Here is a 14907-nt window from a genome sequence, read left to right on the forward strand (position 1 = left end):
TTTGTATCAATATTAATTTTTTATGGTTAATCGAATTTTGTAATATCTTTCATTTTGTTTATATTTAAAAAACTTTTACCACTGATATCTAAAAATTGAACATCAATATATTTGACATTTGATTTAGATAATAAACTTTTAACATCTTTAACATCTTCATCTAGAAGTTTTTTGATGGTTGATTTCAGATCTTTTTTATAAATAGAATGTAATGGTTCTAATTTACCATCAGACCATGTTGGAACAAATGCATCAAAATTCGTATCTTCTGATAGTTCAAACATTTTAATTATGAATGATTCAGATATAAATGGGGAATCACATGGAATTACCATAGATTTATCTGAAACAGTATTCATTAGACCAGTTAAAATACCTTCAAGTGGTCCTTGATCCTTTACAATATCTGTACAGATTTTAAAAGTAGATCTATTATTTTTCAATTCTTTTAAAAGATTTCTGTAGACATCAACTTGATTTTCATCACGTAAAACAAGTACAATTTCATCTGCTATTTTTGCAATTGTTTCTAACACATGGATGATCATTGGTTTTCCATAAAGATTCATCGAACCTTTATCTTGACCCATTCTTGTGCTCATTCCCCCACACAATATTATAAATGACTTCATAACACTCATCATCGAGACAATATATATTAAAATTAAGTATAATGTGATTAGTGGGAGTTTTTAGACTAAAAAAATAAGAAGTCTTTTTCCTACATTAATCTTGTTGTTGGATAGTTAGGACTTTCATTGGTAATGGTTAGGTCATGTGGATGACTTTCTGTCATACCGCTTGATGTTATCCTAACAAACTTCGCCTTTTTCTGCATATCTTTAATATCTATTGCACCACAGTAGCCAAATGAAGCTTTAATTCCTCCTATTAACTGGAAAAGTATTTCATTTGCAGGACCTTTATAAGGCACTACTCCTTCTACTCCTTCAGGAACAAGTTTTGCATGTTTCATTGGGCCTTTAACTTCCTGGAAGTAACGGTCTGTTCCTGCACCAACACCACCTGTCATTGCTCCTAATGAACCCATTCCCCTGTATTGTTTGAATTTTCTACCATTCATTATAACAACATCACCTGGTGATTCATGAGTTCCTGCAAGTAAACTTCCGAGCATAACTGCATCTGCACCTACTGCAAGTGCTTTAGCAACATCTCCAGAGTATCTTATACCACCATCAGCAATTACCGGAATATCATATTCCTTTGCAACATCTGCTACACTAGATATGGCTGTTAACTGGGGAACTCCAACTCCTGCTATAATCCTGGTTGTACATATGGATCCTGGTCCAATACCCACTTTTAGACCATCAACTTCTGCTGCCAAAAGGTCTTCAGCTGCTTGACTTGTTGCTATGTTACCCATAATCAGGTCTGCATCAATATTGTCTTTCATTGTTTTGGCAAAGTTTATAATACTTGGTTTATGGGCATGTGCACAATCTATTGCAATTATATCTGCTCCTGCATCATCAAGAGCCATTGCACGTTCAAGATCAAATGGACCTGTGGCAGCTGCTACCAAAAATCTACCTTTACCATCACGTGAAGCATTTGGGAAATTTTTACGTTCCAGAATATCCCTCATTGTAAGTATACCAACTATTACTCCATCATCAACAACTGGAAGTCTTTCAACTTTGTTTTCGTAGGCAATATCAAGGGCCTCTTCTGGTGTTGTGGATTCTGAAACTGTAACCACATCTTCTGTCATTATATCCGAAACTTTACCTTGTGGATCAGAATTTATAATAGGTTTAACATCTCTTCTACTTATTATACCAACTACAATGCCTTCTTCTACAACAGGAAGTCCGCTTATCTCTTCCTCATCCATAATTTCTTGTGCTTCTTTTATTGAAGCTTCGGGACTTATAGTTATAACATCCCTTATTGTAAGGTCTCCAGATCTTTTTACTTTCTTAATCTCATTAATTTGCTCATTAATGGTCATGTTTCGGTGTATTATACCTAGACCTCCTTCCTGTGCCAGTGCTATTGCCATTTCAGCCTCTGTTACAGTGTCCATTGCTGAACTTATTATTGGAATGTTTATTCTATAATTTCTTGAAATTTGGGTCGTAGTTTTAACATCCTTCGGTTCAACAGACGATACAGATGGTAACATTAAAAAATCATCGAATGTATACCCCATTGGTGCATTATTTAGTTTTTCAGAGAACATATAAATACCTCCAACCCTCAAAAGGTTGTTCAAATAAGAATTAGGGTTTGATCAAAAGGATCTTTAAACCCAGAATTTTTTAGGATTCTTAATAATTCCTAAAAAAATCTTTTTTAAATTTCTTTAATATTGGATTTTAACACTTTAAAAGTTTTCTATCATATTTTTTAATTCGTGTACAGCAGTGCGGTGTATAGTTCCATTATTTCTATCTCCACCGGTACAAGCTGCTCCTCTAATACCAACAACATCACAACCAATTTCATATAGTAATTGGAGTTGATCTTTCTTAACAGAACCTGCAAGGGCTGATTTAATCCCGTAATCATGAATCATGTTGTTGAATTCCTGAAGTTTAACCTTATCCATAAAATCAAAAAGTGTTTTACCATCTTTCACAGCAGTGTCTACCATTGCTAGATCTGCTCCTGAATCTGCAGCCACTCGAGGTATTTCCATTGGATCTACAGCACCTACCCTGTGTGCATCGGCATATCCGGATGCAACAACAAGGGCATCTTTATCATATGCTTTCACAGATTTAACAACATTTTCCATTACTTCCAAAGCTTCATCATAATTTTGAGTTCCATAAAGCCCAACTTTTATATAATCTGCTCCAGAAACCACAGCCCCAGTTGCTGCTAAAGATACTGTACCGGGTTTGTAAGGTACATCACCTAAAGTTGCACTTACATGCATTCCCTCAGGAGTCATTTTCCTAATATCTTTGATTACCCATGGGAAGTTTGCACCCAGAGATCCCTCCTTGGGATTTTTGACATCTATTATATCGGCACCACCTTCTATAGCTTCGAGTGCCTCTTCAGTGTTAATTGGACTAATTAAGAGAAGCAAATTTTATACCTCCTACTTTTCAATAATAAACCCATTTTCATACTTAAATCTTATGAGTCCCATCAAAATTATTTGATTATTAAGATTATTAGCAGTTGGCATATAAAGATGTTCCCCCACCAAGATATCTAGAACTTCAGACCAACTTTAACAAAATGAAAATTATTCTTAAGAAAAAAATATTCTATTGATATTCATTTTGTAATCCGTAAAATCCTTTAGAAGATATTATTTACTATGAACTGTATTATATCAAATGGTTTAATATAATTAGAGGATAATAGGATGATATTAACGAGTAAAATTGATAATGCAGCTAATATTGAATATTCTGTAACTTTGTTATAGGGTATTTCGAAATTTCGACGTCTTGAATCAACATAGTAGTATGTGTAAGGGAAAAGAACAATTGTTTGAGGTATTAAAATATTAAAGAAATCAACAAGTGTAAAATTTAATGGTAAACTTCCGCCTAAAAACTGTTTTAAAAGGGGCAAAAAGAGTATTAATACAAAAACCAACATAAAAACAGCAAAAATTGGGAAAAATACTATGTATTTAAGTTTGTTTGAAACACTGTAGTGAAGGAAAAACTCAACATCAGGGTTCCTAATAATATTATAATTTTTTTCATAGTCGTCTTCATCTATTAATAGATGGTTGATTTGGTTTCCATTGTTCTTTTCAATGTACTGAATATTTAATAAAAGTTCTCCAACATCTCCATGAATATCAAAGTAAAGTTTTGGATTGTTATGGTTTTTATCCAGTTTCATACCCTTAGGGAGAGTTATGGAGTATTCATGCTGATTTGGACCATCAACACGTGATGTGGATGTGTATCCTGTTGGATTTTGGCCAAAGGTATAATCTTTCTTTTCAAATCCCGGTTTTGGATCCAGATACTCAATCTCAAGTTTTACATGTCTCAAATGATTTTCTGAATAATCAATAGATTTAGGATAACTCTTAAGATCCCCCAGGTTAACATTAAAAATTACATAATCGTGTTTATGGGGTTTATCAGGTACAGATGCCATAAAAAATAACCGTGTATTCAAATCTCTTCTTTTAATGTTAAGTTTCAAGAAATTTTTAAGATGTATCTGAATGAACTGTTGATCTGTATACAGATCCATTATTTCACGAACTAGTCTGCCCTTTGTGGGATTTATACTATCCTCGAAGTACCAACAATTCTGTTCTTTAATTAACATGATAACTTCAATATGATAAAAAAAAATATTCTACTTATTTTTGGATAATTTACGCTGTATACTCTTCACTTTATTGGCATTACCACCATAAACAGTTTTTACATACTTTATCTCTGCATTTAAAGGTTGTAAATGTCGACCATACCGCATCATGATATTTTTCTCGTTTAAATTTTTTTTTTATTATAACATTTTTATTGAATTGATTAAATATTGGAGTAAAAAAGTTTAACAATTTACTCGTACAGTAAATAATTATTGTACTCCTAAATATTTAATTCTTTAGCGAAAATTATAATTTTAGCACAAATTCGGGCTGAAGTAAGAAATTGATTCATACTAGAATTCTAAAATAACTTGGAAATGGCTAATAAAATTTAACAAAGAATATTAACTTACAATACCCTTAAAATAGAAATATTATAAAAATTAGCGTTGATAAAAATGACCGAAGTTATAAATTTCACAATTGACACTGCAGTAGCACCTGTACATATGGATGAAATCTTAGAATTTATATACAAATTCTACTTGATTCCAAAACCTGAAAATTTTGATAACATAAGAAGAACAAATGAGAAGTTTGGTTCAACACTTGAATTTACTGCTTTAATAGCTGATAAATCATGGAAGGTTAATGCTAAACTGATCTCAGGCGCACCAATTCAAGTGGAGCTGGAGCCGGATGAGGGTACTCCTCAGGAGTTTGTGACTTCCATCAAGGAAGATCTTATACTTGCCGTGCAAATTTATCATGAAACTGTACGCCAGTCCACACTATACTTTGCATGGGTTGAAGGAGAAGATATAATTCCAGAACAACCCCCAACAGCTAGTAAAAGGCTTTCTGATCGTCTTTTCGGCAGTAATTTACTATTTATTTATGTACTATTCTTCGGTGTTAATATCATCTTATTCCTTTTATTGGGTCTTGTTTTTGCAGTAGCTGCAATAATTGGCTTGCAGCTGGTAATTGTACTACTATCAGATAAAATTTATACAGCAAGAAACAACTGGAGAATCACACCATCAAACCCTAACGTCCACATAATAGAATATCAACTCCCTGTTGAGGAGTTTAAAGAGTTCCGAGAAAAATTTGGTAAAGAAGTTGTTGTTCAGATGAAAAAGGAAATATATGACAAAACACTTGCAGTGGGTAAAGAGCCAACATGCGAACTTGGAGAACAGGTATTCGAAAATTATGGCTTTCAATGCACCCCCGAAAGTAAACTGGTCAAAGTGATTGATGTATACAGTATAGTGAAGACTGCAGCAGAAAAATTTGAACTTCCTATACCAAAAATTGTTATCTCAAATACAATGGTTCCCAATGCAGCTGCAACAGGACCAAGTCCCAGCCGTGGCCTTGTCATGATAACAACAGGACTATTAGTTGAACTGGAAGAAGATGAGATACTTAGTGTGCTGGGGCATGAAATGGGACATTTAAAAGGAAGAGATCCCATAGTATTATTCTCCATTATATCTGGTGAATTTATTTTGAGATTCACAATATTTTTCCCGTTAGTGATAATAAATCCTATTATTTACATTATTGTTGTTATGGCCATTATTTTCTTTGTTGCCAAATTCTTTGAAACACGAGCAGACCTTGTTTCTGCAATTAAAATTGGACAACCCAAAGTACTTGCAGAATCCCTCAGAAAAATTGGTTTTAGCAGACTACAAATGGAACGATCATCGTCCAATATTCTACGCTGGCTTGCATGGGACCCCCACCCACCTCTATACTTTAGAATAGAGAGATTGGATAAAATGAAAACACCAGTAAAAGTTAAACATCCCTTAATACAATCTGCAAAGGATGTTTTTAGTGGTTTTAGACGTTCATTTGGTGGTTAAAACTCTATTTTAACATAAGATATGTTTATTAATTAATACACCAATAATATAGATGATAAGAAAGTTTAAAGGTTATAATAACGATTTTCACGTTTATTTGGAGAAATTAAAAATGATAATGGGAAATAAAAAGCTTTTACTTATAATTTCAATTTGCATTATATTCATTGCAACTTTAACAGTTTCATTCTGTTTATTGTCCCCTAATACCATTACATCTAACAATTCAGAAACAACATCGGTACTTCTTGGAAGTACAGATTATGGAAATGTTGTTAAAGAAGGACCTTTAGGAAATACCAGTTCGAATGTTACAATTGCTTATGTTGTTGGAGTACATCCATTAGAGTCCAATGCTCATCTTGCAGCTGTTGAAGCAATTAAGGCCCATAACAATTCCCTTAAATACCGTTACTATATTTATCATGTTAATGTTACAAAGGATGCAGATGATTATACTAATGGACGGTATAATGGTCAATTACTAGCCAGAGATATCATTGTTCCAGATGCTGTAAAGCAAAAATTTCAACTTGTTGTTGATGTACACAGAAATGCAGGTAGTTGGGCAGAAAATTTATTTATTTTCGCCCCTGTTAGTGGAAGCACATCTGAAGCCATTGGAAAAGAAATAAGCAGCAAGATTCCATGGTTAACTTATTATGTTCCGCCTAATCCAACCAGTCCAGAATATCTAACAATTCCTCTCATAAATTCGGGTGTTCCATCGGTAATATATGAAACCTACTCAAAAGAACCATATCAAACAACTAAAGATCGTGCTGATGAATTTATAAAAACTGTGGATAATTTAAATTTCTAAAAATATGTCAATTTACAGAATAAAGGATTAAATAATTTGGATTATCCTTGAAATTTTTTTAATCAAGTATATTTTTTTTTTATTTCAAAAATAATATAAAATACACTGCAACCAACACCACTACAATAATAACAAAAGCTGCGATAATTCCCTTTAAATTGGAACTTTCTCTCTTTTTTCGAGCGTAATGCTGTATTGTTTCTTCAACATCTTCATCAAGATCTTCATCTATCATACACTATATTTTGTTAAAACAAATTAATAAATCAAATTAATTTTTATTTAAATTTATTCACATATTATAAAACTCATAGTATACGATTAAAACTGAATTTCCTAGTCCATCTTATTTCAAAAATATCTAAAATAAATCTGTTAATAATCTTAATATTCACTATTTTTTTATTAAATTAAACATAATCATTGTGAACTACCCCTCCCTTTCGGAAGGAGCTTCTTCCTTCATTAAATCCACTAATGTGGTTTTTTTCAGAGAAGCTTTAATTTCCGTAGTTCCTACGGTACTGATTAGATTAAGTGTAGTATGCTTGGTTATCGCATACGATAATATTAATTATTGTTAAACTATTATTTATATGTAGTGGTTGGATTCATCCCCACACTCACACATGGGGTATTCTCCAACATTAAGATAAATTTTTTTAGCTTACCTTATTTGAATAAAATTATATTTAACATGATTGTAGGCTGTATTATAGAATAATGAAACTTAAATAAAAGAGATGATTAATTAATTAAAATGGTGAACCTTTCTTTTTTATTTTATCTTTGATTATTTCATGTTCCCCACAGACTAGATCAGAGTTAACTGATTTATTCCTCAATTTATTAATGAGTTGGTTTGTTTTTATTCCCATTGGGCATTCCACTGTGCAGAGACCGCATAGTGTGCATGTGAAAAGTCCGGAATCAAAACATGACTTATTACCTTCAATGATACTACTTAAAACAACTCCCCTTCCTCCAAGGTGCCTTTTATATCCAAATTCATATCCTACTGCGTTGTAAATGGGGCAGGTAACTATACAACTTCCACAACCAATGCACAAAAAACATTCTCCATCTTCTTCAATTGCTTTTCGTCTGCCATTGTCAAGAAGTATTATAACAACCCTTCTTGCACCGTACATATCTTTAAGGAGAATTTGTTCTATGTCCGCTGTTTTTGATGGGGATGAAATAACATTCATGTATGCTGGAACTGTTTTTCCCGATGCAAATATTGTTTCAAGTTTCACTACTGAAACTGCATCTTCTATTGTTTCTACAAGTTTGTCTATGCCCACAATTACGATATGTGTATCAAGCATTGACACCATGCTTATGTTTCCTTCATTATGTACAGTTAAAATTGAACCATCATCTGCTGCAACAGAATTTGCGCCTGTAATTCCAATGCTACAATTGGAAAGTTTTAAAAGCACGTCTTCCTTGATTATATTAAGAATAGTGCGTGGTTCGGGTTTTACTTCTATATTAAATTCGTTTGATATAATTTCAGCTATGGTTTCCATTCTTAAATGTGAAGCTGGGCCAATGGGGTGGGATGGTCGTGTATCAGGATCAAGCTGTACAATCCTGTCTCCCAAATCGGTTTCAACAACTTGAATTCCTTTATTTTCAAGGAACTCTGAAAGTCCTATCTCACCGGCTGTGTTTGATTTGGACTTTGCAACCATAGGATGATCCTTAACAATATTATATATTGCTTCGAGTGCATTTTCAGATCTTTCAGCGTATATAACCTCAACATCATTTTCTTCAAGTTTCTTAGTGGCCTTTTCAATGAGTTCTTCCATATTACCTATTGAATGTTCTCGTATGTCTTTAACACGTTTCTTTAGATTTAATGTGCGCTCATCATCCAATATTTTTGCCCTTCTTTCTTCGAGTATTCCAAAGGACCTGTTCATTGCGTTTATCTCAGACTTCTTCATGTTCAAGCCCCATTAAAATCAATTCTGTTATATCCAATACACTTGAAACAGATCCTTTATTCTCATTATCCAATGTATATTTAAGAGCATTTTCTAGGTTTAAAATACAAAAAGAACATGATGTGATAATTATTTCGGCATTTGTGGATTCTGCATCCTGAATTCTCTTCGATGCTACCTTCAATGCAGTTTCAGGGAAAGCTGATTTTACACCTGCACCTGCACCACAACACCTTGATCTCTCCCTATTTCTATCCATTTCAACTAGAACACTGGTTTCATTAATAATTTCCCTGGGCTCTTCATATATATCTGAATGTCTACCAAGATGGCATGGATCATGGTATGTAACTTTTTTTGGAGTTTTTTTAACTTTAATTTTACCATCTGATATTAGCTCTTTTAAAAGCACTGATGTATGTTTAACATTAAGTTCAACTCCAAACAACTCTTTATAATCATTTTTTAATGTATTATAACAACCGGCACAGGATACAAGTATTTCTTCACCTTCATTTTTATTTAATTGTTTAAGAGTTTTCTCCATTACTTCTAATGCTTCATCTTCAAACCCTGTTCTCATTAAAAATGATCCACAACATGGTTCATTTTCAAGTATGGTATAATCTAAACCAGCTGTTTTTAATATTGTTTCTGTGGCATCAGCGATGTTAGTAAGTTTTTCTCTAACAACGCATCCTCTAAAATACATCATATTTCTTTGCACCCATAAATCATCGAATTTTTTTTTTATTATGAAAATTTTATTACAATGTTATATATCTCGCTAGTTTAGTATTTTTTTATCCATCTAAAATCTGTTTATTTTAAAAAAAATCATGTTAATGAAATTAAAATTTAAGTCCTTTTTTTATGAATCAAATTCCATATAACACCCAATCCATATGAGATATGTAGTAACGGTAACAGTATAAAAGTCATCAATGAATAGATGGTTTTTGTTTTAAGGCTCACCTCAATGAAAACTGAAATTATAAAAAGGAAGTACAGTAACAATGGAATGAAAACAAAAGAACCTAACACATAATAGAATGGTAACATGAGTATTAGGTATAATATCAATGCAATTGTAATTGGAACATTTATTGTGATGATATTCCTGTGTTTTTTTACTGTATTTGTTATATTTACCCCATATTTGAACATGTTTCGTGCAAATTCCATAATTGAACTGGTTTCATGATGCCATACCATGGCCTCTGGAACATTGATAAAATTATACCCTGATTTTCTTAATCTAAAATTTAACTCATTATCATCAGACATAATGAGTTTTTCATCATATCTGAACTTTGATAAAATATCTTTCTTGTATATCGCATTGTAGTTGGCTATGCTTTTAGCATACTTAGTCTTTCTTATGGCAAAGGCAGGATTACCTCCTGATGCGATTTGGGAGGTTAATAATGTATTAATGACCAGTTCCTTTTTATTTTTGGTTTTTGCTACTAAACGAGGGCCACCAGCACCTGCAATCGTTTTATCTGTATCTTTTATTGCATGGTAAAGTGTTGAAATCCATTTTTTATCTACTATACAGTCAGCATCTGTAAATGCTATGTATTTAGAATTTTGATCAGAATTAACAATAACTAGATTTCTAGCAAAGCAATGACCATAAAAACCAAAATCTGCTTCATTTAAAATTTTATGTTGAATATCCGATCCTTCCAATGTTTTTCTGGCAATTTCTCGAGTGTTATCTGTACTGTTTCCATCCACTACAACTATTTCATAGGATCTTAACTCAAAATTTTGGTTTAAAATACTTTCAAGGGTATTTTCTATATTTTTTCCCTCGTTTCTTGCAATTATTCCAACTGTTATCATTACAGACATTTTTTATAACCAAATAAAATCTATTTTACTACAATTTAAGTGTTAATCATCAAATTCAGTGTATAATCTATATATTTGATTTAAATTCTAAATTTATAATTAAATACATATGTTTATTATCTATTAATTAATTTAATATAATTAATTCTTTTTAACTGGATTAAAGGGGTCAATTAATGATTTGTAAGATTTGTAACAATTCTATTGATAATAAAAAATTTCAAATTAAAGAAATGATGTTTGGAACTAAATATGAATTTGATTACATTGAATGTTCTAAATGTGGTTGTCTTCAAATAGCAGAAATACCACAGAACATTGCAGAATATTATCCTTCTGACTTCTATTCATTCAAAGATAATTTATTAGAAAATCCTATAAAAAGATATTTGAGGATGAAAAGAAATGAATATGCCTACTTTAAAAGAGGTTTAATTGGTAAGTTCATGTTCAATAGATATCCTCCTTATTTCTTTGATAAACTTGAAAAATTGGAAATAGATCTAGATTTCAAAATATTAGATGTTGGATGTGGTTCTGGTCGTTTACTATATTCATTTAAAGCTTTAGGATTCAAAAATCTAACAGGCATTGATCCATTTATAGATAAAACTGTAAATAACAATGAAATTTCCATATACAAAAAAACAATTCATGAACTTGAAGATTCGTATGATCTTATCATATTGAAAAATGTTCTTGAACATACATCTGATCAACTTGAAACACTAAGGAAAATTTCAAAGCTTTTAACAGAAAATGGAATTTCAATAATCACAATACCCCTTAAAAATGAATATATCTGGAGTAGATATGGGGTTAACTGGGTTCAAATTGATGCGCCCCGCCATTTTTTTATACATACACTAGAGAGTTTTAAAGTTCTATTGGAAGATACAGATCTTGAGATAAAAAATTTAATATTCGATTCTGATGCTTTTCAATTCTGGGGTAGTGAACAATACAAAATGGATATTCCATTGATGTCAGAAAATTCCTATTTAATTAATCCAAAAAAGAGCATTTTCACCAAGGATCAAATAAAAAATTTTAATGAAATAGCCAGAGTGTTAAACCAAAAAAAATCTGGTGATCAAATTTTCATTGTACTTGGAAATAAAAAAATAGTTAGTAATCCATAAGAAATATATTATTTTAAGGACTATAAACCGGATAATCTTAAATTCTAAACATTTTATTTCTGTATATTCCGGATTACCTCGATATCTTCCTTATCTATACCTTTTAAAATAAATAAAACAAACACATATAGAAATGCGGATATTAATATTAATATTAATAAATTAAGATCCTTGAATATCAAGATGAATAAACCCATTATTACTGAAGAAATAACTATTTTGATTGTTTCGTTTAATAATTTTTTTCTTTGAGTTATATATCCTGTTCTAAGGGCCATTATTAGAACCAATGCTAAAATAGTAAATTCTGTTATCAATGTATTGAAACTCGCAGCAATATAACTAAATTTTGGAATTAATATGAAATTAAGTGTGATATTTATAATCATCCCCATAAAAGTTATTTTAGTCAATAGTAACTGTTTATTTGTAGACTGGAACAATTGTACAAATGCAGCATTTCCAAATGTGAAAACTGTAGCCCATACAAGTATTTGAAGTGCAGGTGAGGATGCTAAGAATGCCTGTCCAAAGATCAAAATTATTATCTGATTGGATAAAAGAGTGATTGCTACTCCCAGTGGAACACCGATCAAGATCATATATTTAAAATATTTTTCTACAATTAATTTCAAAGAATCTTTTGATGAACCATACAACTTGGACATCACAGGGAAAATCGCAGCATTAATCACAGTTGGAATGAATAACAACAGTAAAACAATTCGATAAGCTGCATTATATAATCCTACAGCTTGATCTCCCTGCATAAAAAAGAGCATAACAGAATCTATCCAAATATAAATTGTTACAAATACTCCCATTAAACCAAACTGTGCAGCTGTCTTAATTGTAGGTTTCCAAAAATCCCAATCAATCTTTATTTTTGGTATGGGGAGTTCAAACCTTTTGGTTAATATAAAAAGATAATATATTAGAATTAATCCCCCTACCAAAGCATAAAGAATTGTGAAGGATATAATTCCATAATTATAGTTTATTAAAATGAAAATTCCAATTAACATCAATATATTATTTAAAACAGATGCTATTGACTGATATTCAAGTCTTTCGTATGCTTGAAATATCGAGGCGAAGAAGTTTGAAAAAGTCGTAAAAATTAAAAATATCATCATTAAATAGAGAATATAAGCTGTTTGTGTTGGATAACCTAATATTTTTACAATAACAATAACAAAGACCAGTAAAATTGAAATTTGCAATAGTTTTATTGTGAATATATTATTAAGATATTTATTGGTTAAGGACTTTTCCTTAGATAATTCCCTTGTCATGAGAATATTTAACCCGAAATCAGCAAATATTCCTATCACACTTGTTAAAGCCAATGCAAAAGCAAGTATTCCATAATTTTCAACTCCCAAATACCTTACTAGATATATTGTATAAATTAAACTGATTAGATAGCTTAAAATTTGGGATGTGAATAGGGAACCTATGTTTTTTACAAATCTTTGCATCGGATTCATTAAAGTTTCTTTGTGTTATCTTAAATTTAAAAACTTGTTTTAATCTGATCCAAATATGCAAATCAATGGGGTTGTATTAACTCAAAAAATTATTTTATATAAATAAAAATTGTAATTTTAATTTGTTTTAAATTAGAAAATATTAATAAATCGAGTTGAGTCAAATAATTCATATTTAGGAAGTGCTAATTGTGTATTTTAGCTGAATTAAAAATAATAAATCTAAATATGAAATTAAATTATACAATTATAAGTGATTCAGAAGATAAAAAATCAAATTTCTAACTTTAACAATTTTAAAAAAAAATTTAGAAAATAATTCATAAACAATTAAATATATTTCAATTCTATCAAGATTTTGTATTGGAAAGGGAAAATATGAATCAAAAAGTTTCTATAATAATTCTCAACTGGAATGGATGGAAAGATACGATAGAATGCCTTGAATCTCTCTATCAGATCAACTATCCAAATTATAATGTGATTTTAGTTGATAATGGCTCTCAAAACAAATCTATTGAAATGATAAAGAATTATGCCTCAGGAGAACTTTCTATTGAATCAGATTTTTTTGAATATAAAAAATTTAACAAACCTATTAAAATCTTGGAATTTTTTGGCAATGAATTGGAATCATTGCAGATAATTAATGAAAATTTTAATAATTCAGATTCAAATAATAAGCTAATATTAATTAAAAATGAAGTTAATTCAGGTTTTTCTGAAGGTAATAACCTTGGTATAAACTTTTCATTGCAATTTTTAAATACAGATTATATTCTGCTTCTAAACACTGATACAGTAGTTGATAAGAATTTCTTAAATGAACTTGTGAAATTTGCCGATACTAACCATAAAGTGGGCATTGTAGGACCTGGAGTTTATCATTACAACAAACCTGATAAAATTGATAATATAGGGTACAATGTCAATATTTGTAATGCTAGAACATCATCTCCACTTGATAATTTGGAGGAAATTCCATCTTCAACCATATCATTAGATTATGTTGTTGGTTGTGGATTACTAATTAAAAAGAGTGTAATTGATGATATAGGTCTGCTTGATAAAAAATATTTTCTATATTACGAGGATGTTGATTGGTGTTTAAGGGCTAAAAAGCAGGGTTATAAAGTTTTTTATGTGCCCAAAGCTAGGATATGGCATAAAGTTTCTTCACTTGAAAGGAAATCAATAAGCCTATACTATTACGGAAACAGGAATTCATTTTTATTAATTAAAAAAAACAGGGATTCAATTGGGATTTTAATCTGTTATTCCCAATTATTATTTAATAAATTCATTTTAGCACTATATCTAATATTAAAAGGCCAACGAAAAGAATCTTTAACAGTATTAAAAGCAATTAATGATGGACTTAGAGGAAATTATGGATATAAAAAATTGGATTAATTTTTGATATTTGTTAATAAATATTATATTAAATAATTTTTCCAGAAAATAGGGCTGATTTAAAGTTTTTT

At 30.7% G+C, this 14907-nt stretch carries 14 protein-coding genes; 4 read left to right on the forward strand and 10 right to left on the reverse strand.

Annotation, left to right across the window (positions count from 1 at the left end):
- Positions 1-26 precede the first annotated feature (26 nt).
- The 5 genes from DL91_RS07115 to DL91_RS14390 form a co-directional block, all read right to left on the reverse strand.
- Entirely contained in the window at positions 27-632 is a 606-nt protein-coding gene (locus tag DL91_RS07115) for a molybdenum cofactor guanylyltransferase (RefSeq protein WP_048190859.1), read from the reverse strand.
- An 89-nt stretch (positions 633-721) separates the two neighbouring features.
- Positions 722-2209 (reverse strand): IMP dehydrogenase, encoded by a 1488-nt coding sequence (gene guaB, locus DL91_RS07120; RefSeq protein WP_048190860.1) that lies wholly within the window; start codon positions 2207-2209, stop codon positions 722-724.
- A 144-nt stretch (positions 2210-2353) separates the two neighbouring features.
- Complete coding sequence (locus tag DL91_RS07125) at positions 2354-3067, reverse strand: (5-formylfuran-3-yl)methyl phosphate synthase (protein WP_048190861.1); 714 nt, start codon at positions 3065-3067, stop codon at positions 2354-2356.
- A gap of 218 nt (positions 3068-3285) precedes the next feature.
- A complete protein-coding gene (locus DL91_RS07130; RefSeq protein ID WP_048190862.1) occupies positions 3286-4284 on the reverse strand; it encodes a hypothetical protein in 999 nt (332 codons plus the stop codon).
- 30 nt (positions 4285-4314) lie between these two features.
- Complete coding sequence (locus DL91_RS14390; RefSeq protein WP_255343932.1) at positions 4315-4437, reverse strand: hypothetical protein; 123 nt, start codon at positions 4435-4437, stop codon at positions 4315-4317.
- A 291-nt stretch (positions 4438-4728) separates the two neighbouring features.
- Here DL91_RS14390 and DL91_RS07135 point away from each other — a divergent pair, with 291 nt between their 5' ends.
- Together DL91_RS07135 and DL91_RS07140 are read left to right on the forward strand one after the other, a co-directional pair.
- On the forward strand, positions 4729-6150 hold the full coding sequence (locus DL91_RS07135; RefSeq protein WP_048190863.1) for a M48 family metallopeptidase: 1422 nt from the start codon (positions 4729-4731) through the stop codon (positions 6148-6150).
- 112 nt (positions 6151-6262) lie between these two features.
- Positions 6263-6973 (forward strand): hypothetical protein, encoded by a 711-nt coding sequence (locus DL91_RS07140; RefSeq protein WP_052374273.1) that lies wholly within the window; start codon positions 6263-6265, stop codon positions 6971-6973.
- A 79-nt stretch (positions 6974-7052) separates the two neighbouring features.
- Here DL91_RS07140 and DL91_RS13610 read toward each other — a convergent pair whose 3' ends face one another.
- The 4 genes from DL91_RS13610 to DL91_RS07155 all read right to left on the reverse strand — a co-directional run bounded on the left by DL91_RS13610 (position 7053) and on the right by DL91_RS07155 (position 10791).
- Positions 7053-7208, reverse strand: coding sequence for a hypothetical protein (locus DL91_RS13610; RefSeq protein WP_156096044.1), 156 nt, complete (start codon positions 7206-7208; stop codon positions 7053-7055).
- Between the two features lie 520 nt (positions 7209-7728).
- Positions 7729-8931, reverse strand: a complete 1203-nt coding sequence (locus tag DL91_RS07145) for an LUD domain-containing protein (RefSeq protein WP_048190864.1) — start codon at positions 8929-8931, stop codon at positions 7729-7731.
- A complete protein-coding gene (locus DL91_RS07150; RefSeq protein WP_048190865.1) occupies positions 8918-9646 on the reverse strand; it encodes a (Fe-S)-binding protein in 729 nt (242 codons plus the stop codon). The genes DL91_RS07145 and DL91_RS07150 overlap by 14 nt, the downstream gene beginning before the upstream one ends.
- A gap of 143 nt (positions 9647-9789) precedes the next feature.
- Positions 9790-10791 (reverse strand): glycosyltransferase, encoded by a 1002-nt coding sequence (locus tag DL91_RS07155; protein ID WP_048190866.1) that lies wholly within the window; start codon positions 10789-10791, stop codon positions 9790-9792.
- 176 nt (positions 10792-10967) lie between these two features.
- On the opposite strand from DL91_RS07155, the gene DL91_RS07160 reads away from it, so the two are divergent.
- Complete coding sequence (locus DL91_RS07160) at positions 10968-11933, forward strand: class I SAM-dependent methyltransferase (RefSeq protein WP_048190867.1); 966 nt, start codon at positions 10968-10970, stop codon at positions 11931-11933.
- Between the two features lie 53 nt (positions 11934-11986).
- On the opposite strand, the gene DL91_RS07165 is transcribed toward DL91_RS07160, so the two are convergent.
- Positions 11987-13423 carry a flippase gene (locus DL91_RS07165; RefSeq protein ID WP_048190868.1) on the reverse strand — a complete coding sequence of 479 codons (1437 nt, stop codon included), beginning with the start codon at positions 13421-13423 and terminating at the stop codon, positions 11987-11989.
- 378 nt (positions 13424-13801) lie between these two features.
- On the opposite strand from DL91_RS07165, the gene DL91_RS07170 reads away from it, so the two are divergent.
- Complete coding sequence (locus DL91_RS07170) at positions 13802-14836, forward strand: glycosyltransferase family 2 protein (RefSeq protein WP_048190869.1); 1035 nt, start codon at positions 13802-13804, stop codon at positions 14834-14836.
- Positions 14837-14907 lie beyond the last annotated feature (71 nt).

Source organism: Methanobacterium sp. SMA-27 (genome assembly GCF_000744455.1).
Taxonomy (GTDB): Archaea; Methanobacteriota; Methanobacteria; order Methanobacteriales; family Methanobacteriaceae; genus Methanobacterium_B.

Coding starts and splice junctions, on each gene's coding strand:
- DL91_RS07115 (WP_048190859.1), bottom strand. CDS start 632: ATGAAGTCATTTATAATATTGTGTGGGGGAATGAGCACAAGAATGGGT.
- guaB (WP_048190860.1), bottom strand. CDS start 2,209: ATGTTCTCTGAAAAACTAAATAATGCACCAATGGGGTATACATTCGAT.
- DL91_RS07130 (WP_048190862.1), bottom strand. CDS start 4,284: ATGTTAATTAAAGAACAGAATTGTTGGTACTTCGAGGATAGTATAAAT.
- DL91_RS14390 (WP_255343932.1), bottom strand. CDS start 4,437: ATGATGCGGTATGGTCGACATTTACAACCTTTAAATGCAGAGATAAAG.
- DL91_RS07135 (WP_048190863.1), top strand. CDS start 4,729: ATGACCGAAGTTATAAATTTCACAATTGACACTGCAGTAGCACCTGTA.
- DL91_RS07140 (WP_052374273.1), top strand. CDS start 6,263: ATGATAATGGGAAATAAAAAGCTTTTACTTATAATTTCAATTTGCATT.
- DL91_RS13610 (WP_156096044.1), bottom strand. CDS start 7,208: ATGATAGATGAAGATCTTGATGAAGATGTTGAAGAAACAATACAGCAT.
- DL91_RS07145 (WP_048190864.1), bottom strand. CDS start 8,931: ATGAAGAAGTCTGAGATAAACGCAATGAACAGGTCCTTTGGAATACTC.
- DL91_RS07150 (WP_048190865.1), bottom strand. CDS start 9,646: ATGATGTATTTTAGAGGATGCGTTGTTAGAGAAAAACTTACTAACATC.
- DL91_RS07155 (WP_048190866.1), bottom strand. CDS start 10,791: ATGTCTGTAATGATAACAGTTGGAATAATTGCAAGAAACGAGGGAAAA.
- DL91_RS07160 (WP_048190867.1), top strand. CDS start 10,968: ATGATTTGTAAGATTTGTAACAATTCTATTGATAATAAAAAATTTCAA.
- DL91_RS07165 (WP_048190868.1), bottom strand. CDS start 13,423: ATGAATCCGATGCAAAGATTTGTAAAAAACATAGGTTCCCTATTCACA.
- DL91_RS07170 (WP_048190869.1), top strand. CDS start 13,802: ATGAATCAAAAAGTTTCTATAATAATTCTCAACTGGAATGGATGGAAA.